Source organism: Cupriavidus sp. GW822-FHT02D05 (assembly GCF_058802485.1).
Genome location: NZ_JBXAOE010000014.1, coordinates 11,097 through 29,368 on the forward strand (window position 1 = coordinate 11,097; position 18,272 = coordinate 29,368).

The following is an 18,272-nucleotide window of genomic DNA, read 5'->3' on the forward strand; positions in this document are numbered from 1 at the left end:
TTTGCTGTTTGCTGTTTGCTGTTTGCTGTTTGCTGTTTGCTGTTTGCTGTTTGCTGTTTGCTGTTTGCTGTTTGCTGTTTGCTGTGGCGCGGGTCTGGCAAACCCGCTAGAACACCGTGCCGTCGCTGTTGATGGCGAAAGGTGGCGGGCCACCTGGCCTGCGCTTGGCGGCAATGCGCCGCCCCGCGGCCCAGGTGCCGCCCTCCAGCACGCGGGCCAGCGGGAACGACTCTGCCGACAACCCGAGCGCCTCGCGCACGGACGCGGCCACGAGGTCGAGTCCCGTCACCGTGAGCGCGCGCCATTCCACGATAACCGGCTCATCCACCGTGTGCGCCACGGCAGTGAAGCCAGGGTCGCGCGGCACCATCAGCTCGAAATCGAACAGCAGCCCGCCGTTGCGGTATTCGGGCAAGCCCGTCAGGACCTCTAGCCCGGTCACGGTCAGGCCGGCATCTTCCAGCGGTTCCAGCAGCGAGTAGGTGAGCCACTGGGTCAGCTTGTGAAAAGGCACCAGGCCATCAGTACAGGCCGGGTGGTGCCAGCAGTCGCCCAGCGACACGCCTTCCAGGCTCACGCGCCCGGGCCATACCGGCCCCAGCGCCACCAGCAGCGTGGTAAGCACGAAGCCGGCCTCGATCCGCCCAGAGCTGGCATGCGCCTTGATGTAGTCGAACAGGTTGCCCAGCCGCGCCGGCGAACCAAAGACCGCTGGCGTGGCTTGCGCCACCTCGCCAAGACGGCGCAACAGCCCGGCGCGTCCATCCAGGCCCACCAGCGGGTTGTGCTGGGCCACCTGGAACGCGGTTGCGATGGAAGACGCATCGATACGCATCAGGCGCTCGGCATCGGAGCGCAGCGGCTGCCCCGGCTGGGCGGAGAAGCCGCCGCGCGCGAACAGGTCGAAGCTGGCCACGCCGAGCCCTTCGGAGCGCGTCAGCGACAGGTCGCTGGCAGGATCGCGATAGCGCCAGTCCGGGCCTGCGCCGGCATCCAGCAATACGCTGGGAATCACCAGGTCGATGCCGATGCGGGCGCGCTCCTCACGGTCGGCCTCGCCGGAGAGCCCGCCGCGTTCGCACAGGATCTGCCAGCGGTCCAGCTTCTCGCCAGGGCCGCCGCTCTCGAAATGACGCCAGCGGCTGTGGTACGGCACGTTGAGGTCGGGATAGCGCTGGCGGATGGTGGCCGCCACGTAATCGGCCACTGCCGGGATCCGCTCCGGATGCCAGGTAAACAGCTCGGACGCGCCGGCTGCCACATGATCCGTCACGGCAGCGCAGCGCGTGCGTACCGCCTGGCCGGTGAGCAACGCGGCGGCCGGATGGCCCGGCGGCACGGGACTGGCCCAGCCACCGGCATCATCCTCGCCGTTGATGAAGGGATTCGCGGCGCCGCGCACGCCACCCGCTTCGGGTATCTCGTTCATTCGTGCAGTCCTCTACCCTTGGCCAGCGCAAGTTCTTCCGCGTCGGGCGGGGTATAGCTCGTGAAGTAGCCAGCCGCCACCTTGGCGTCGATTTCCACGCGGGCATCGGCCGGGATCAGTGCATCGGGAATCGCGACCTGCTCGACCACCTCGATACCCTGAGCGGTCAGCGCCCCGTGCTTCATATTGCTCATCGAAGCCCAGCGGTCGATACGCCTGATGCCGAGCCAGTGGAACACGTCGGGCATGAGTTCCTGGAAGCGCATGTCCTGCACGCCGGCGATACATTCCGTGCGTGCGAAATAAGTCTCGGCCCGGTCGCCGCCAACCTGGCGCTTGCGGGCGTTGTAGACCAGGAACTTGGTCACCTCGCCCAGCGCCCGGCCTTCCTTCCGGTTATAGACCACCAGCCCCACACCGCCCTGCTGCGCCATCTCGATGCACACCTCGATGCCGTGGGCCAGGTACGGCCGGCAGGTACATATGTCGGAGCCGAACACGTCCGAGCCGTTGCACTCGTCGTGCACGCGGCAGGCCACCTTGGTCTCGGGCTTGCCAAGCTGGCTGACATCGCCGAAGAAGTACAGGGTCATGCCGCCGATCGGCGGCAGGAACACTTTCAGGTCGGGGCGCGTGACCAGTTCCGGAAACATGCCGCTGGTCTGCTCGAACAGGCTGCGGCGCAGCATGCTCTCCTTGATCTCGAAGCGGCGCGCCAGCCCCGGCAGGTACCAGACCGGATCGATCGCGGCTTTGGTGACCCGCACGTCGCCATTGGCATGAAGGATCTGCCCGTCGGGTGTGAGCCGGCCGGCCGCAATGGCGCCCATCAGTTCCGGCATATTGATGTGGGCACGCGTAATGGCGATCGAGGGACGGATGTCGATGCCCGCGGCGATCCGGTCGCCGAAGGCGCTGGAAACCAGGTGGCCCCAGGGATCCATCGAGACGATCTTGTCCGGATCGCTCCACTGCGGGTGAGGCCCGATGACCTCGGCCGGCGAGGTATCGGTGAGATCAGCGCGGTGGTCTCGCTGCAGCTTGCCGGAGGCCACCGCCAGCGCGCGGTAAACCGCGTATGCGCCGGAATGGGTGCCGATCACATTGCGCTGAGCCGGATTGGTCAGGCTTGCGATCACGGGGCCGCGCTCCGCTGCCGTGGCGGCCCCCCAGTGGATTGGCTCGGCCGGCTTGTCGCGGCGCGCGTGCGAGGTCAGGACAATATGATCGGACATGGCAGCCTCGGAACAAGAATCCTGACCAAACGGTCAGGTTTACGATTCCATAGTAGGCAACCTTCGTGCCATATCCCAATGCTCGTTTTTACCTTGTGTTGCACGCCGCACGATGCCGCTTGCGCACCGTGCCTGTGCGCAAGCGCCGCGGCCAGCACCAGTCCTGGTGCATAGGCACCATGCAAAAGCGGCACCGGGCCGCTGGGGCCGGGTGCCGCTGGCTATGCCTTCGGATAAACCGAAAGCGCTATCGGGACTATCGGGGCTATCGGTCGGTCAGGTTGACCGTTGCTGCCCCGCCTCCTGCCGCTGGACCGGCTCGTGGGCAGCGGGCCACAGCGCCAGGCGCAATGCGCGCAACGGCGCACCGCTCTCCACGTAGCGATGGAACAATGCCCCCGCGGCGTTGCTGAGCAGCCAGGCCAGCACCATGCCGAGCGCATTGAGGAGGGGCTGGTGCGGAGCCAGATGGAAGACCAGGGCATTCACCACCAGGCAAATCGGGAAATGCACCAGGAACACCGAGTAGGAAATACGCCCGAAAAATGCCAGGAACTGGGCCTGCGGCCAGTGCTCAAGCCAACCGCCACGGCGCGCCGTGCCGAGCAGGAGCGCGATGGCCAGCGCCACCGCGATGCGCAGCCGGAAATCCACGACCAGCGCTGCCAGCACCACGGTGCACAACACCAGCAGTGCCACCGGCGAACGCTCAGGCTCGGATGCCCAGAAGGCCAGCGTGCCCAAGCCGTAGGCGCCGAAGAAGTAAATCGCCCAGATATCCCATGTGGCATCACGGTTGAACCAGAACAGTGAAGCCAGCACCAGCCCGGCCACCGCCAGCGGGCCCATCGGGCTGCCGCCCACGTCAAACCATTGCTCGCAGCGGCGGGCTGCCCACAACGCCACCATCAGCAAGGCGAACAACTGCAGGTCGATGGCCACATACCAGACGCCGGCAGACAAGGCATCGAAGTCCAGCACGTTGTGCAGCAGCAGCACATGCGCCAGGAACTGGTGCAGGCCGGGGGCGCCGGGAATGGAGTCGTGATGCATCCAGGTGCGCGCGATGGCGGCACCGGCAATGGCAATCAAGATAGCCGCGGTATAGGGCACCACCAGCTTCTGATATCGGCGCCAGATTGCCTGCAAGGGGCGCGGCACCATCAAATGCCCGCCGGGCGCCACGCTGCGCGCCGCCAGGAAGCCGCTGATGACGAGGAACACCTGCACGGCGATGCGCGCGTACTGCGAAAACCAGTCGAGCAGACCGGGCGCCAGCACGTGGGCCGCATCGGACATGGGGCCATAGAAGGCAAGATGGTGCAGCACGATCAGCTGTGAACTGATCGCCTTGAGAGCGTCAATGCACGCCATGCGCGAAGGACGGGGGCTCATTTGTTATAAGAATGCTACAAAGTACACAAGGGCCGGATTCTACTCCCAGGAAACAGGATGGCGCCAAAACGGGCCACGATGCACCGCCGCAAAATGGCGAGAAGCGTTGTATTGGTCACACATTGCGCCGCAACATATGCACCAAACAGCATATTGACTGCATTTGCCTAAAAACTGTAACGATTCCCCACCGGCCCCCTGCATGACAGCCAGAGCAACGCCGCCGCCACGCCCAGCGAAACCCAATAATCGGTAGGCGCGCCGGCCCACCAGTGGATGTGCCAGGGCACGAAACTCGGCGCAAAGCGCGCCAGCCCGAATGCCGGGTTCAGCACGAACCAGAGAAAATCCTCGCTGATCCAGAACACCATGATGCAGGCGATCACGCGCGCCTCGGCGCGCCAGTTCCAGCGCCCGCCGAACACCAGTGAAAAATGGAAGAACAGCGCCACGCAGGGGAATACCCACGCGTGATACCCCGTCATCGGGCGCCCGCCCCAGAAAATATCCAGCAGCCAGTGATGCTCGATGCGCCAGGTGGGCAGGTTGGCCGCCCAGCCCGCGGCGCCCTCGATCTGGATCTCCACGTTAGCGAAGAAATAGGCCAGCAGCAGGGTCCACGCCACGGTCAGCACCAGCACCATCGGATGGCGCGACGGATAGGACTGGCCCGCGTGCCGGGTGGAAGAAGACAGGTTCAGCGCGCGCATCTCAACGCGCCGCCGTCGCCGCCGCGCCGCCGTGGCCGGCTAGCTGGCCGCACCGCGCCAATTGCTCGAGCACGGTTTCCAGCACGCGGCGCGCCGCCGCCGGTTGCCCCAGCGCGCTAGCCCGCGCACGCATCTGGTCGAGCCGCGCCGGCTCCGCCAGCAAGAGGCGCACCCGGTATTCGAGCGATACCAGGTCGACCGCCTTGAGCGCAGCGCCTTGCTCCAGCAGGTAATCGGCATTGCGCTCTTCCTGCCCGGGAATCGGCGCATTGACCACCATCGGCACGCCCATCGCCAGGCATTCGGACGTGGTCAGGCCGCCGGGCTTGGTGATGACCAGATCGGAGCACGCCATCAGACGCTCCACCTCATTGGTAAAGCCGAAGGGAAAGAGCCGCCCGGAGTGTGCGGCGGCGAGGGTCTTGAGCCGCGCCAGCGCGGTCTCGTTGCGCCCGGCAAGCACGATCAGCTGGAAATCGTGCTCCAGCCGCATCAGCGCGCCGGCCACTTCATCAAGGCCGCCAAGGCCTGCCCCACCCCCCATCAGCATGATGGTGCGCCTTGCCGGATCGAGCCCGAAATGCTGTGCGCAGGCCTGGCGATCCTGCGGATGGGAAAACGCCGGCACCACCGGAATCCCTGTGGTATGGATGCGGCCAGCCTCGATCCGGCTGGCCCGCATGCGAAACGCGATTTCCTCGCTGGCGGCAAAGTAACCCGTCATATGGGGAATCACCCACATGCCGTGCAGATCAAAGTCCGTCACCTGCACCCACACGGGCACCGCCAGCCGCTGCCGGTGCACCTCATGCATCAGGATCTCGGCGGGCAGGAAGTGCGTGCAGACGATGGCATCCGGGGCGAACTCGTCGATCGCACGGCGCAGCGCGCGCGTGCTCAGCCGCTCGGCGGCGCGCCGCAGCTTTTGCATCGGCGCTGCCGGGTCGGCCTCGGAAGTGTGCTGGTACAGCATGCCCCAGAGGGCCGGATAGCTGTTTACCAGCTTGATGTAGAAGTCGGTGTAGAGCTTGCGAAACGTGGCCGGGACGTATTCCATCACGTCCAGGTGAAGCGTCTGCACGCCGGGGAATTCGGCTTCGGCGGTAAGACGCAGTGCTTCAGCGGCGCGCATGTGGCCGGCGCCGGCGGAAACACTGAGGAACAGGATCTTCTGCTGCTGCATGGGGATTGTGGGAGATTGGGCTGCCGGGGTGATCCCGGAGGTGCCGGGACGCTGGGGTGCTGGAGAGTTTCGGCGCGGTGCTCACTTCATGACGAAGGACTTGATCAGCGTCAGTTCGCCGGGCTTGCGCATCGGCACGCGGAACACCTGCTGCTTTTCGTTGGGCGTGTTTTCATCGGTGATCAGCGCTACTTGCGCCACGGTAATGGCTTCGGGACCGGCGCCGCTGCCGTAGTAGTTCACATAGACCAGGTAGGTGCCGGGTGGCGGCGCGGCAATCGAATAGATCTCCGGGCCATAGCCGGTGGTGACGTCGACATCGAGCGCGCCGCCGTTGCTGGCCACGCGATTCGCATAGAAGGTGTGCTGGCCGTCGGGCGCCACCACATGCAGGTCCAGGTCGGTCTGATCGCTGTCCCAGGACAGCACCACGCGCAGGCGCGGACGGGTCTTGCCCTGGTAGCCGTCGTAGAACTGCACGCGCTTGCTGGCGCCCTGCGCACTGCGGATCTCCACGCTGTTGCTGCCGCCCGAGAAGGCGTAGGGCCGTGAGAAGCGGCCATCCTCCTCAACCCGCTGCGGCATCGCCACGCCGTTGACCACCAGGGTGGCAACCGAGCCGCCACCGCGCCGCCCGCGCCCGCCGGGTGCGGGGCTAGACGCGGCGCTCGCGGCATCCGCCTCGGACTTCGGCGCCGCGCGGATGCGCCCGGCAATCATGGCGCTGGCGGCTTGCCCGGCTCGCGTGGAGACCGCCACCGCCGGGTAATGCACTTCCTGCGTATAGGCCGAAGCATCACCGGCCGAGTTGCGCCAGCCATTGCGCGGCGTGGTGAACTCGATGGCATCGTCGGCTCGCGCGGCGCCGGCCAGCAACAATGCCGGCAGGGTCAGGCTGATCAAGGCTAGTTTCGGCGAGTGCTGCATATCCACGGTTCCTTCCTGCGTTCTTTGCGACTGCTTTCTGGCTAGGCGTCGGTCTGGCTATCAGTGTGCCTGATCGATGTGTCGGATCAGAAGCGCACCGACTTCATCAGCGCCAGTTCGCCCAGCTTGCGCAGCGGCACCACGAGCGTCTCACGCTTTTCATTGAGCGTGTTCTCGTTGTAGATCAGCGTGAGCTTGGCGGTAATCAGGTCGCGATCGTTCTTGCCTTTCTCGAAGTTGTAGCCGTCGGCGTTGAAATTGCCCCAGTAGTTCACATAGAACAACCACACCCCGGGACGCGGCGCCGCGCTCGAGAAAATCTCCGGCCCCGCACCGTCCACGCTATCCACGTCCAGGCCGCCCCCTTCCGGCAGCAAGGGCCTGGCAAAGAAGGCATGGCCACCGTCAGGTGAAATCACATGCAGGTCGACCTCGGCCTTGGGATCGTCCCAGGTCAACACCGCGCGCAGCTTGGCCTGGATCTTGGTCGCGTCGGCCTCGTAGAACTGCAAGCGCTGGCGCGAGGCGCCATCAGCGGACACGATCTCCACACTGTTGGAGCCCCGGCCAAACGCCCACGGCCGCGCGAAGCGCCCCTGCTCGTCGGCATACAGCGGCATGGCCGTGCCGTTGACCACCAGCGTGGGCGGCTTGCGGCCCTCCTTGCCGACCTTGCGCAGGCGCCCCTCGATCAGCGTGCGGTACTTCTGCGTGCCCCGGTCCACCGGCGGCTTGGGATAAGCGGCGGTATAGCGCTCGAGCTCGTTGGACAAGCCGCCGTGGCGCCAGCCGCCCACCGGGCCGTCCAGATCGGCAACCGGCTCGGCCGCGGCCACCAGCGGCGCCGCGGCACAGGCCAGGGCCAGCACGCCGTGGCGCCAGTTGCAGGACAGATTACGGGTGAGATTCATGATGGGTTTTGCGTACGTACCAGCTTGCGTGCCATGGCTTCGACAAAGCCTTCGTCCTGCCCGCGCGGGTGGCGGGCAAATGCAAGATGGAGATATTCATGAGCCAGCGCAATGCGGTCGTCCTCGCTGGCCAGCCGGTGGATATAGAGCCGGTTGCGGCGCGCGTCGGCATAAGGGCGGCCTTCGCGCACTTCGCACACGGCGGGCAGCGGCGGCGTCTCATAGCCCGGCTCCGCCGCCAGCCGGCGCTCCCAGTGCGGCGCGCGCTGCGCCAGCCACTGCCGCGCATTGGCCACCGCCAGGCAATCGCCGGCCACTGGGCTCTGGAACGAGGTAAGCGTGGCCTGAGGCCACCAGCGGGCCAGGATGGCATCGAACGCCTGCCCCTGCCCGGCCGCGCGCCGGGCCTCCAGCCAGGCCATGCGCCCCTGGCTGCTCGCGTCGTGGTGATAACGCACGGCCACGCCGGACAGCACTAGCGCATCGGTCACATCAGCGGCACGCCGCGCCGCGGCGGTAGGTGCACGTGGCAGCACACGCTGGGTGCGGCTGCTATCTGCAATATGAAAGCAGCCTTGCTCACGCGTGGCTTGCTGGATCAGGTAGCTGCGCGCGGCCACCGCCAGGGCGCGGGCGGCCTCGGGCTCGGTGGTGTCGCCCTCGCGCTCGACCACCCGCGCCACGTAGTCATTGAGACCGAAACGGCCCACTACGCGCGGCGCGGCGCCGGGCTTGCGCAGCAGCATCAGTTCGCCACGGCTCTCCACGCGCAGGGTGTTGCCATTGGCAAACTCGGCGCGATAGGTGCCGTTGAGCGGGCCATCCGCCACGGCCTGGCGACTTGCGCCGGTGCCATTGCCGGTACCGGCGGCTTGCAGATCGCGCAGCGCATAGCGCTCGAACATATCGACCAGCACGCAGGCGCCATCATCAGGCACCGGCACGGTGGCCAGCAACGGCTGCAGGCGGGGCGCCGCACGGCGCAGCACATTGGCACTGGCGCCGGGGCCGCCCAGCCAGACCGGGCTGCCATCGGCAAGCCAGCCGGCCGCGCCGCCGATGGATGCGCCCGGCCGCGCCGGGTCCGGCATGGTCCACGTCTTGGCGCGCAGCAGGCTGCCATAGTTGGCCAGCGTGCCTTCGCCGCGCCCCACCGTCAGTACCGATACCAGCGTCGCGGCGGCTGCCTGTTGCGCGGCGGGGGGCACGGCATGCAGCCCGGCGAGCAGATCGGCAACAGCCACGTTGCGAGCGGGCTGCATCGCCCGCATGTCCTGCAGCCACGCGGGTGCGCCTGCCTCCTTCCAGAAACGGCGCCAGTCGGCAGCGGACAAACCCAGCCGCCGCGGCTCGAAATAGCGTCCGCAGGATTGAATCAGCGCACGCTCGCGGTCGATGCTCTGGCCGGGCGTGCAGCAGTAAACCTCCTCCGGGTCACCGCCACGGCAGGTGTAGTCATTGGATGGCTTGTCGCGGCCGACCAGGTAGCCATAGACGAACAGCTTCCACACGCTGCCCAATGGGGTCTGCAAGCTGGCAGGCAATGGCGTGGCAGCGGGCGCGGCGGCGTTGCCGTCGAGGCCGAACAATTGCGCGTCCGCTCCCGCGAGCCGCGCGAAGCGCAGGGGCTCGGCGGGCGCGAGCGTGGCAGCCAGCACGGGCCCGGCGCACGCCGCACCCACGGCGGCCAGCACCGCAAGCCGTCGCCACCAGGCACGGCCGGCGGCCATGCGCGCTGCGCCGTTCATGCCCGCCTCACTCCACCGTCAAGGGGAAACCCGCCGTCTTGCCGTCGCCTTGCAGGGCCTTGGCATCTGGCTGGTACATGCGGAAGTAGCGCACCGGGGGCAGGTTGAACTTGCCTGGCAGCGAAAAGCGCACCAGCTGGCGCAGCACCACCGGGCGCTCTAGCGAGACTACCGGCTGGTGATACGACAGCATGCCCATCTCGTATGTCACGGCGCGCTGGAACGGCTGCAGGCCGGTGACCTTATTGTCTGGATCGGGCAAGCCGTCGATCCGCAGGCCCCACGTCGTGCCCTCGACCTCGCCGCCGGGCGGCAGCGGTGCTTCGACCAGCCCGTAGCGATAGGTGCCCTGGCGCGGGCTCAGCACGATTTCATCGACGTAGAGCGTGTTGCTGTCGAGCTTGTCGCCCGGCTTGACCGGCTTGGCCGAGAAGCTCAGGCCGGCCGAAGCCGCCGCGGCGGCTTCGGCTGGCTTGCCGTCCTTCGCTGCGCCATCGCTCGTGGGCACCAGGCGATAAAGCTTGCGCTCGATGCCGATCGGCAGGCGCGAGGCTTCCTGGGCACGGCTGCGGTAGGACACCACGGCATTGGTGTTGAACGACTGCGAAGCCGCATCCATGTTCTGCGGCACGGTAAGCGCGAGCGTCTCAGGCAATTGCGCCCCGCTCCAGCGCCATTCCGGCAGGCCGAGCGGGCTGCGCGTAGCCTTCCAGTTGCCCTGCGGCACGCGCAGCGCGGGATCGCCCTCGCCGGCCAGCCCGCGGCCCAGCCCGCCGCCAAGGGCCTTGTTGAGCCACACCAGCGTCACGGCCCGGTCAATCGTCGGTGAGGCAGCGCCGGCGCGGGCCAGCAGCGCCTGCACGTCGGAAGTGGCCGCGCCCTTGCCCGCCATCAGCAGCAGGCTCTGCACCAGCGGCGAAGGATCGCTCGCCAACGTCAGACGCGCGGCCTCGGCGGCGCTGGCCAGGCCTTCCGGCATCGGCTGGCCGATCTGCTTGTAGAGCTGCGCGGCCAGCACGGTCGCCACGCGGCGGCCTTGCGGCGAATCCGGTGCGGCAAACACCAGGCTTTCGCCCACGGCCGCGCCAGGCGCGTCGGCGCCGGGGCGAGCGAGCTCGCCGGCCACGCCACCGAGCTGCGTGGCCACCGGCAAGCCCATCTCGTTGATGAACCACAGCGCGAGCGCACGGTGCAGCAGCGGCTCCTTCATGGCCTGCTTGTAAGCTTCCAGCGTGCGCTTCCAGTGATCGGGCGGCAGGCTGATGCCGACGGCGCGCGTTGCCAGCCAGTCGGCGTAATAGGCATACGCCGTCAGCAGCGCGCTATTGCCCACCGTATCGCCCCACCACCCAAACTGGCCATTGACCCCAGCCAGCAGCGCCAGGCGCTGGCGCTGGGTGCGCAGCAGCGCGTCGATGCCCTGGGTGCCGCCGCCCGTGTCCGCGGCGGTGGCGGCCAGGCTACGCTGGGCCAATGCCAGCGGAATCAGCCGGCTGGCGGTCTGCTCGGTGCAGCCGTACGGATAAGCCAGCAAGTCGTCCGCCACGCGGGCAAACTGGCTGGCGGCGCCGTCGACGAAGCGCAGGCGCACGTCCTGTGCGTCCGCCGGCAGCTTGAACGCGGCATTGGCACCTGCCAGCGGCAGCGTCAGCTCGCGCTGCGAGAGCCAGCCGGTGGGCTCGACCGTGAGCGTGGTCTGCAGGCGGTCCAGCACTTTGCCCTGCAGCTTGATCTCCGCATTGACCACGCCACCCTGCAGAGCGCCCTGCGCAACCGGCAGGCGCACGTAGTTAGCGCCACGCTTGAGCGTCACGCTCTGGTTGATGTTCAGGCCGGCGCCGATCACCACGAGGTCCGCGGCCACCTCCTGCTCACCCTGGTTAAAGGCCACCATGTCGATGCGCGGCGCGTCCTCGGCGCGGTAGCGTTGCGGCCCGGTCCATTTGAGATACAGGCCCTTGTCGGACCGGATGCTGGCGGTGCGCTGCCCTACCATGCCGTCGGCAGACATCGCTCGCACCGTGATGCGCCAGCGGGTCAGGGAGTCAGGCATGGTGAAGCTCATGCGCGCGCGGCCGTCTGCGCTGGTACGCAGGTTGGCCTCCCACGCGGCAGTGTCTTTCTCGTCCCGGCGTGGGCGCTCCAGCACCTTCACGCCACGCTCGTTATAGCGGCCTCGCTCAGGGCCACCGGCGCCGGGCTGGCCCGACACGGCGAGGTCGTAGCCGATGAAGTTCAGGCTGGAAGTGGTGCGCACGCTGTTGCGGCGCGGATGGTAGAAGAAGTCGACGATGCTCGGGGCGATTTCAGGCTGCAGCACGTAGACCATCTCGTCCACCACGCTGACGGTGAGATTCGCCGGCACGGGCTTGCCATTGAAGGCGCTGGTGAGGTCCAGCGTGACGGTCTCGCCGGGGGCATAGACAGGCTTGTCGCTCTTGACCACCAGCTCGATCGTGGGCTGTACCACGGCAATGCCGGCGTTCTGGAACACGTAGTCGCCGTCCTTCACGTACAGCACGGAGAACGTCATATTGGGGCTGAAATCGTTACCCACCTTGATCCGCGCCCGCCATTGCTTGTCGGTGACCTTCTCCAGCGACAGCCAGTCGCCACCCTTGGACAGCAGGCCGCGCCGCTCCACCCGGTCGCGCTCGAGCGTCAGCAAGGCATCCTCGACGGCGAGCGGGAACGTCACCAGCGCTTCGGCCGTGTCGCCGATGCGGTAGCGGTCCCGGTCGAACACGATCTCGATATTGCCCGGCACGGTCTGCAGGCCCTCGCCGGCCACCCAGTGGCTGGCGGCGGCCAGCAGATTGCCTGCGCCGTCCTTGACGGAGAGCGTGTACGAGCCCGGCTGGTCGAACTTGACCGGGAACGACACAGTGCCGTTGGCGGCGGGGCTCAGCGCGCCTTCGCTGCGGGTGCGGGACTCCAGGCGCACCAGTTCCCACTTGGCCGGCGCCTGCGCCGAGGCCTGCCCGCCTGCGGCCAGCGCCTGCAACTGGAAGGTCACGCTCTGGCCCGGGTTGGTGAAGTTGGCCGGCGCTGTCAGCTTGTATGGCGTGGCGCCACGCGCGATCAGCAGTTCGCGCGTGACCTTGACCCGATAGGCCGCGCCGTCGTTGGCGAACACCGTCACCACGTAACGGCTCGGATCCTTGGCGGCAGGCAGCACCAGCGCGGCATTGCCACTGCCGTCGGTGGTCAGTTCCTGCTGCTCCAGCTTGACCGGGAACAGGCCGGCATATTGCAGCTCGCCCTCCACCATCGTCACCTGCTGCGCGCGCAGGCTGACGGACAGCTTGGCGTCCTTGACCGGCTTGCCGTCGGGATAGCGCAGCTGGATCTTGCCCTTGACCGCCTCGCCGGTGGCATAGTCGGCCTTGTCCAACGCAAGATTCACGTCGAAATGCGGCTTGATGTACTCGGCCACGCGGAAGGCGCCGCCGTAGGTGTTGCCACCGTAGTCGAAGCGCAGCGTATAGCCGCCGGCCAGGGCATTGGCGGGCAGCGTGAAGCGCGCGTCGGCGCCGTTGTCAGCGGCCAGCGCGGTAGCGACCGAGGCCAGCGGCGCGCCGTTGGGGTCCAGCACCTCCAGCTTGATATCACCGGGCGCAGCGGGGCCGGATTCGGTGGCATTGCGGAAATTGCGGCCAATGAACTTGACCCGGACTTCGTCGCCGGGACGGTACAGCGGCCGGTCGGTGAAGGCGTACAGCTTGGTGTTGTAGATCTCGCTGTCGTAGTAGAAGTTTTCCGAGATAAACGCGCCGCCGGCCGGATCCACGCCCAGCAGGTAGCTGCGCTCCGGGCTGGCGTGGGCCAGATCTGCCGCACCGTCAGCGCCAGTGGTGGCGCTTTGGAGCACGCCGAGACCATCGGTCCAGGCCAGGCTGGCGCCGGCAACCGGGCGGCCGCTCTTGCGCTGCGCGGCCCAGACCAGCATACCGTTGCCGGTGCTCTTGGTAATGGCCACGGTATCGGACACAAACAGCAAGGTATGGGCGCGGTAGGTGCCGATGATGCCTTCGACGATGTACAGGCCCGGCTTGAGCTTGCCCAGCGGCACCATCACGTTGCCCGCGTCTCGCGGCAGGAATTCGCTGCTGCTGCCTTCCAGCTTGACGTCCTTGGGCGGCGCGATTTCCTTGGCGTCCCAGATCGGGTAGCGGAAGCGCTCGACCACGTCATAGCCCTTGAGCGGCTCGTACTGCGGGTTGTTCTCGAAGCGGGTCGGCTGGGCAATCTGGTCACCCATGCTGAACTGCGGCGCGTCCTCCACCGCCTTGCTGCGGGTCGCGAACGACAGCACGCGTTGCCATGCGCGGCGCGCCTGCTTGTACCAGCTATCCCACAGGTAGGACAAGGTATTGGCCAGCCCTTCGCCGCGGTAGTTCGCCTTGACGTCGATCCGGTGCAGGTTCTTTTGTGCCTTCAAGAAGGCGATCGGATCGGCGACCCGGTACACGAGGATGTCGGCGCCGCCGTAGCGCTGCAGCTCGCTCTTGTATTCGCGGCCCGGGGCTTCCAGGCGCACCTGCGCCGTCTGGTCGCTGCCGTAGCTGGCGTCCGACAGCAGGAAGAACGGCTGCCCTTGGAAGGCGCTATAGCCGCTTGACGGCACCGTGTCGAGCGTGACGCTCGGCCGCTCGGCGGCGCCTGCCGCCTGGGTGCCTGCCAGCAAGGCAAGCGCCAGCAGCATGCGGGGGATGGAGGAACGCAGAAGCGCGCTTGCGCGCGTCATGACGACAAGCATCGTCTTTACCTCGACAAAAAGGCGAAACGGAATACGCCGATGAAATTGGGATTGCCGTCCTGCGGCTGCCAGCGCGAATCGTTCCATTGCATCAAGCGGGAAAGGGTGACGGCACGCAGGCCGTTATCGGTACGGGTCACGGTGCCGGTGTGATAGGCCAGGTACTGGCCCATCCAGATCATCAGGTGCTGTTCATCACCCTGGTCGTAGAAAAGCAGGTCGCCAGGCTGCGCCAGGTTGACGTTCCTGGCGACAAAGCGGCTATTGCCCTGCACCAGGGCCAGGGCGGAGGCATAAGCCCCGGTGCTGCCGTCGGCGCGGGTCCAGCGCTGGCCAAGCGTGCGCTGGCTCGGGCTCAGGCTAAGCTCCGGCGGCAACTGGCGGGCCGAGGCGCTGCCTTGCATGCCGTTGGCGCGCAGCCAGCGCGCGTCATGCACCTTGAGCGCCTCGCCCACGGCAAAGCGCACCAGGCCCGCACAATCGCGCTGGTACCAGCGTGGGGTCGGGCCTTGGCGCAGCTGCTCGCCGACGATGCGCACGAACCAGGCACGAAACGCCGCGGATTGCGCGGCATCGAGCGCATCCGCGTCTGGCGTGTCCGACGCCAGGCCCGACAAGGCCCAGGCCCGACCGCCGCCGGCCAGGGGCAAGGCAAGCGCCGCCAGCATCGAGCGGCGGCCTCGGCTCACAGCTATCACTGCGCGGCCTCTTGCGGTGCCGGTGCTATCGGCGCTATCGACGGGGCCGCGGCCAGCACGCCGCGCGGCGGCGTGCCTGCCTGCTGCCAGGTCACCGACACCCACGCACGCCCCGAAGGCAAGCTATCGGGCAGCACAAGCGAGACCGCCGGGTAGGCCGCAAGGGTCTTCAGCTTAGGGAACAGGTGAGCGCGCGCCGCGTTCAGGAACAGGGCTTCCTGGTCCGCGGGCAACGCCTTGGTGGCTTCGCGCCGCACCAGCGGCGCCAGCGTCGACGGGGTGAAACTGAGCACGGTACGAGCCTGCTGGCCGCGCTGCATGGTGTCGGCCACCGCGGGGAAGCGCTTGCCCTGCACCGCCAGCGCGTCATCCACCAACGCGCCGTCAGGCGAAAACAGCACCGTGTTGCCAGCCAGTGCCAGCGTCACGGGGAAATAGGCGCCCGCCGAAAGCTGCGCCGCGAACGGCGCCCCCTTGCCCTCACGCGTGCCGTAGGGCGAGCTGACCGCGCGCGACCACAACACCGCGCCGCCCGCGCCCTGGCGGCTCTGCACCGGCAGGCGCGCATAGGCGCCCTTTTCTGCGCCGGCATTGGGTTCATAGGCGCCGATCACTTGCTCGAACAGGCTCGCCAGCACCGGACGCAGCGCGGTAGCGGCATCGGACGACTTGACCCGGGCCATGAACAACGGCGCCACCAGCGCCGACTTGCTATACAAGCACACGGCAGCCGGCCCGTCGAAGGCCTGGGCCACCTGCGCAGCCAGTTCATCCTTGCCGCCGCTGACCTTCTGCAGCATCTTGCCTGCGGCCTGCCAGTCCACCGGCAGCGTGGCGCACGCCGCGGGGTCGGCCGGCAAGGCCTTCCAGAGTTCGGCCGTGTTCCACTTGCCCGGCAGGCGCGCGCCATCGACCAGCACCGCGCTGTGCCAGGCGGCATCATCGGCGCCGGCCTTGGAATCGGATTTGGAATCGGACTTAGAGTCGGACTTAGAGTCGGCGCCGGCAAAATCGAAACGCAGCGCTTCGATGCCCGGGAAGAATGCCTGGTAGCCAAACGAGAGGTAATTCGCGCCAACCAGCACGCGATGGCCCTTGAGCGGGCCCTTGGCGGCGTCGAGCGCGAACGATTGCAGCGGGGTCTCGCGCGCGCCGGCATCGTCGGACAGCCAGGCGGCCACCGCCTTGGCGCGGGCGCCGATGGGCTTGCCTTCCGCGTCCAGCAGCATGCCGGCTTCCGACAGCACTACCAGGCGATCGCCCTTGCCCGCCAGCAGCAGGCTGCGCGCCGGGCCGATCCGCAACGCATACAGCGGCGTGCCGCCGACCTCACCGGCACGGCTCAGCTGCGTGTCAGCCGGGGCGATCGTGCCAAGTGCCTGCAGCACCTTGGCCAGCCCGTTGCGCTCCATCGACAACGCCCAGTAGCGCAAGGTGCCATCGGCGCCGCGCCAGGCCATGAGCCGGCCCGGTTCGTCGAACACGCGCTTGAGCAACGCATCGCCCCAGTCCAGGTCGTGCTCGAAGGCAATGCGACGCAACGCGCCCGAGGCAGACAGGCGGCCTTCGTTGTCTTCGTAATAATTGACGAAATCTTCGGTGAGCACATCGCGCAGCAGCGGCACGCGGAGCATATCGCGCGGCAGGCTGGACAGGCTTTCGCTGTCGACCAGCGCATCGGGGCGGCTGAAATCGAGTTCAAGCTGGCGGGGCTGCCCCTTCCAGGCGCTTCCGAACGGGTGCCAGACCATTTGCACGGCCACACCAGCGGCAATCGCCAGCGCGGCGGTGCCAAGCGCGATTCTCTTGCGCGAAATCTTCATGATTCCCTTCACGATCGTGATCACTGCACGTCACAGATGCAGCGAACCCGGTAGCGTACCGCGCACATCAATCAAACCGCAACCCAGCCACCGTGAATTTTTGTGACTGCCTGCGCGGCCGCGCGCTCGGCGCCACCCGCCGGCGTAGTGCGCTTTCCGACCGGGCGCCTTTGCCCAGGCGGCTCTCCGGGCCGATATTTGCTTATGACAAAGATGTACTTTGCCGAAGCGGGCCACGGGCGTAGCCTCGCCATTTTTGAAATATTCGACATATGTTCTCGTTTGCCACATTCGCCAGTGCCGGCACGTTCCGTGCCTCCCGCCTGCTGGCAAAGCTAGCGTTCGTCGCTGCCGCCGCCCTCTCGATTTCCGCCCCACACGCCGCCCAGGCTCAAAGCCCGGTGCTGGACAAGATCCGCAACACCGGCACCATCGTGCTGGGCTACCGTGAATCGGCGCTGCCCTTTTCCTTCGCCAACGACAAGGGCGAGCCCGCAGGCTACGCGGTGGACCTGTGCCTGCGCGCCGCGGAGGCCGCGCGCGTGAAGCTCGGGCTGAAAACGATCAAGGTGCGCTGGATGCCGCTCACCCCGCAGAACCGGATCCCCGCCGTGGTCAATGGCCTGGTCGATCTCGACTGCGCGCCCAACACGAACTCCCTGGAGCGCCAGAAGCAGGTCGCCTTCAGCGTCTCGCATTACATTTCCACGGTCCGCATGCTGGTGCGCGCGGATTCGGGCATCAAATCCTTCGAGGACCTGCGCGGCAAGAACGTGGTGACCAGCGCCGGCTCCACGGGCGATCGCCATGTGCGCCGCCTGAAGGGCCGGTATGGTTTCCATGACATCTACGCGAAGGACCATGGCGAATCCTTCCTGCTGCTCGAATCCGGACGTGCGCAGGCATTCGTGATGGACGATGTACTGCTGTCGGGACTGCGCGCCCGCGCCAAGGACCCTTCGCAGTTCGTGATCGTGGGTCCCGCTCTGTCGATCGAGCAGAATGCGCTGATGATGTCCAAGGCCGATCCGGAGTGGAAGCAACTGGTGGACCAGACCCTGGCATCGGTATTCGCCGGCCCGCAGGTGATCGCCCTGCAAAAGCAATGGTTCCAGCAGCCAATCGGCGCCCGCAGCATCAACCTTGCGCTGGCACCGAGTCCGGAAGTCCGGGATGCGTGGAAGCATCCTTCGGATGTCGCGACCGAATAACGGCCTTCGAAGCCCGGCGATCCGCCAAAATCAAAGCCCCCGCAGGCCATCAGGCCTGCGGGGGCTTTTTCTCACCTAACGCAAACGGAAAGTGTGCGATTAGGCACATAGATCGTCAAGCGTCAAGCAAGTCTTGGCGATAAAGGCAATAGCGGCTTTCCATAGGACGATACAAAGCGTGCATTTCACAATACAGCGTATGTTGACAGCCAGGCGAAATGTTGGCGACACTGGGGACCAGCG

At 67.0% G+C, this 18,272-nt stretch carries 12 protein-coding genes; 1 reads left to right on the forward strand and 11 read right to left on the reverse strand.

Annotated features, from left to right (window positions below; genetic code table 11):
- Positions 1 to 106 precede the first annotated feature (106 nt).
- The 11 genes from AC1RQK_RS19320 to AC1RQK_RS19370 all read right to left on the reverse strand — a co-directional run bounded on the left by AC1RQK_RS19320 (position 107) and on the right by AC1RQK_RS19370 (position 16,818).
- Positions 107 to 1,429, reverse strand: coding sequence for a URC4/urg3 family protein (locus tag AC1RQK_RS19320; protein WP_492374707.1), 1,323 nt, complete (start codon positions 1,427 to 1,429; stop codon positions 107 to 109).
- A complete protein-coding gene (locus AC1RQK_RS19325; RefSeq protein ID WP_492810561.1) occupies positions 1,426 to 2,664 on the reverse strand; it encodes a GTP cyclohydrolase II in 1,239 nt (412 codons plus the stop codon). The genes AC1RQK_RS19320 and AC1RQK_RS19325 overlap by 4 nt, the downstream gene beginning before the upstream one ends.
- 276 nt (positions 2,665 to 2,940) lie before the next feature.
- Entirely contained in the window at positions 2,941 to 4,059 is a 1,119-nt protein-coding gene (locus tag AC1RQK_RS19330) for an acyltransferase family protein (protein WP_492374706.1), read from the reverse strand.
- Positions 4,060 to 4,226: 167 nt separating this feature from the next.
- On the reverse strand, positions 4,227 to 4,703 hold the full coding sequence (locus AC1RQK_RS19335; RefSeq protein WP_183037099.1) for a hypothetical protein: 477 nt from the start codon (positions 4,701 to 4,703) through the stop codon (positions 4,227 to 4,229).
- Between the two features lie 67 nt (positions 4,704 to 4,770).
- Positions 4,771 to 5,952 carry an MGDG synthase family glycosyltransferase gene (locus tag AC1RQK_RS19340; protein WP_492810563.1) on the reverse strand — a complete coding sequence of 394 codons (1,182 nt, stop codon included), beginning with the start codon at positions 5,950 to 5,952 and terminating at the stop codon, positions 4,771 to 4,773.
- Between the two features lie 81 nt (positions 5,953 to 6,033).
- Positions 6,034 to 6,879: a YfaP family protein gene (locus tag AC1RQK_RS19345; protein WP_183037100.1), complete on the reverse strand. Its 846-nt coding sequence runs from the start codon at positions 6,877 to 6,879 to the stop codon at positions 6,034 to 6,036.
- Between the two features lie 86 nt (positions 6,880 to 6,965).
- Complete coding sequence (locus tag AC1RQK_RS19350) at positions 6,966 to 7,790, reverse strand: YfaP family protein (protein ID WP_492810565.1); 825 nt, start codon at positions 7,788 to 7,790, stop codon at positions 6,966 to 6,968.
- Positions 7,787 to 9,538, reverse strand: a complete 1,752-nt coding sequence (locus AC1RQK_RS19355) for a DUF2300 domain-containing protein (protein WP_492810567.1) — start codon at positions 9,536 to 9,538, stop codon at positions 7,787 to 7,789. The genes AC1RQK_RS19350 and AC1RQK_RS19355 overlap by 4 nt, the downstream gene beginning before the upstream one ends.
- A 7-nt stretch (positions 9,539 to 9,545) precedes the next feature.
- A complete protein-coding gene (locus tag AC1RQK_RS19360) occupies positions 9,546 to 14,297 on the reverse strand; it encodes an alpha-2-macroglobulin family protein (protein WP_492810569.1) in 4,752 nt (1,583 codons plus the stop codon).
- A gap of 5 nt (positions 14,298 to 14,302) precedes the next feature.
- Positions 14,303 to 14,965, reverse strand: a complete 663-nt coding sequence (locus tag AC1RQK_RS19365; RefSeq protein ID WP_492374713.1) for a DUF1175 domain-containing protein — start codon at positions 14,963 to 14,965, stop codon at positions 14,303 to 14,305.
- A gap of 26 nt (positions 14,966 to 14,991) precedes the next feature.
- Positions 14,992 to 16,818, reverse strand: coding sequence for a DUF2138 family protein (locus AC1RQK_RS19370; RefSeq protein ID WP_492810571.1), 1,827 nt, complete (start codon positions 16,816 to 16,818; stop codon positions 14,992 to 14,994).
- A gap of 272 nt (positions 16,819 to 17,090) precedes the next feature.
- Between AC1RQK_RS19370 and AC1RQK_RS19375 the strand changes: the two genes are divergently transcribed.
- The gene (locus AC1RQK_RS19375; protein WP_492810573.1) at positions 17,091 to 18,029 is read left to right on the forward strand and encodes an amino acid ABC transporter substrate-binding protein; all 939 of its coding nucleotides are present in this window, start codon (positions 17,091 to 17,093) and stop codon (positions 18,027 to 18,029) included.
- Positions 18,030 to 18,272 lie beyond the last annotated feature (243 nt).

Excerpts from the sequence above, each read along its gene's own strand:
- AC1RQK_RS19320 (WP_492374707.1), bottom strand. The coding sequence starts at position 1,429 with ATGAACGAGATACCCGAAGCGGGTGGCGTGCGCGGCGCCGCGAATCCC.
- AC1RQK_RS19325 (WP_492810561.1), bottom strand. The coding sequence starts at position 2,664 with ATGTCCGATCATATTGTCCTGACCTCGCACGCGCGCCGCGACAAGCCG.
- AC1RQK_RS19330 (WP_492374706.1), bottom strand. The coding sequence starts at position 4,059 with ATGAGCCCCCGTCCTTCGCGCATGGCGTGCATTGACGCTCTCAAGGCG.
- AC1RQK_RS19335 (WP_183037099.1), bottom strand. The coding sequence starts at position 4,703 with ATGGTGCTGGTGCTGACCGTGGCGTGGACCCTGCTGCTGGCCTATTTC.
- AC1RQK_RS19340 (WP_492810563.1), bottom strand. The coding sequence starts at position 5,952 with ATGCAGCAGCAGAAGATCCTGTTCCTCAGTGTTTCCGCCGGCGCCGGC.
- AC1RQK_RS19345 (WP_183037100.1), bottom strand. The coding sequence starts at position 6,879 with ATGCAGCACTCGCCGAAACTAGCCTTGATCAGCCTGACCCTGCCGGCA.
- AC1RQK_RS19350 (WP_492810565.1), bottom strand. The coding sequence starts at position 7,790 with ATGAATCTCACCCGTAATCTGTCCTGCAACTGGCGCCACGGCGTGCTG.
- AC1RQK_RS19355 (WP_492810567.1), bottom strand. The coding sequence starts at position 9,538 with ATGAACGGCGCAGCGCGCATGGCCGCCGGCCGTGCCTGGTGGCGACGG.
- AC1RQK_RS19360 (WP_492810569.1), bottom strand. The coding sequence starts at position 14,297 with ATGCTTGTCGTCATGACGCGCGCAAGCGCGCTTCTGCGTTCCTCCATC.
- AC1RQK_RS19365 (WP_492374713.1), bottom strand. The coding sequence starts at position 14,965 with ATGCTGGCGGCGCTTGCCTTGCCCCTGGCCGGCGGCGGTCGGGCCTGG.
- AC1RQK_RS19370 (WP_492810571.1), bottom strand. The coding sequence starts at position 16,818 with ATGAAGATTTCGCGCAAGAGAATCGCGCTTGGCACCGCCGCGCTGGCG.
- AC1RQK_RS19375 (WP_492810573.1), top strand. The coding sequence starts at position 17,091 with ATGTTCTCGTTTGCCACATTCGCCAGTGCCGGCACGTTCCGTGCCTCC.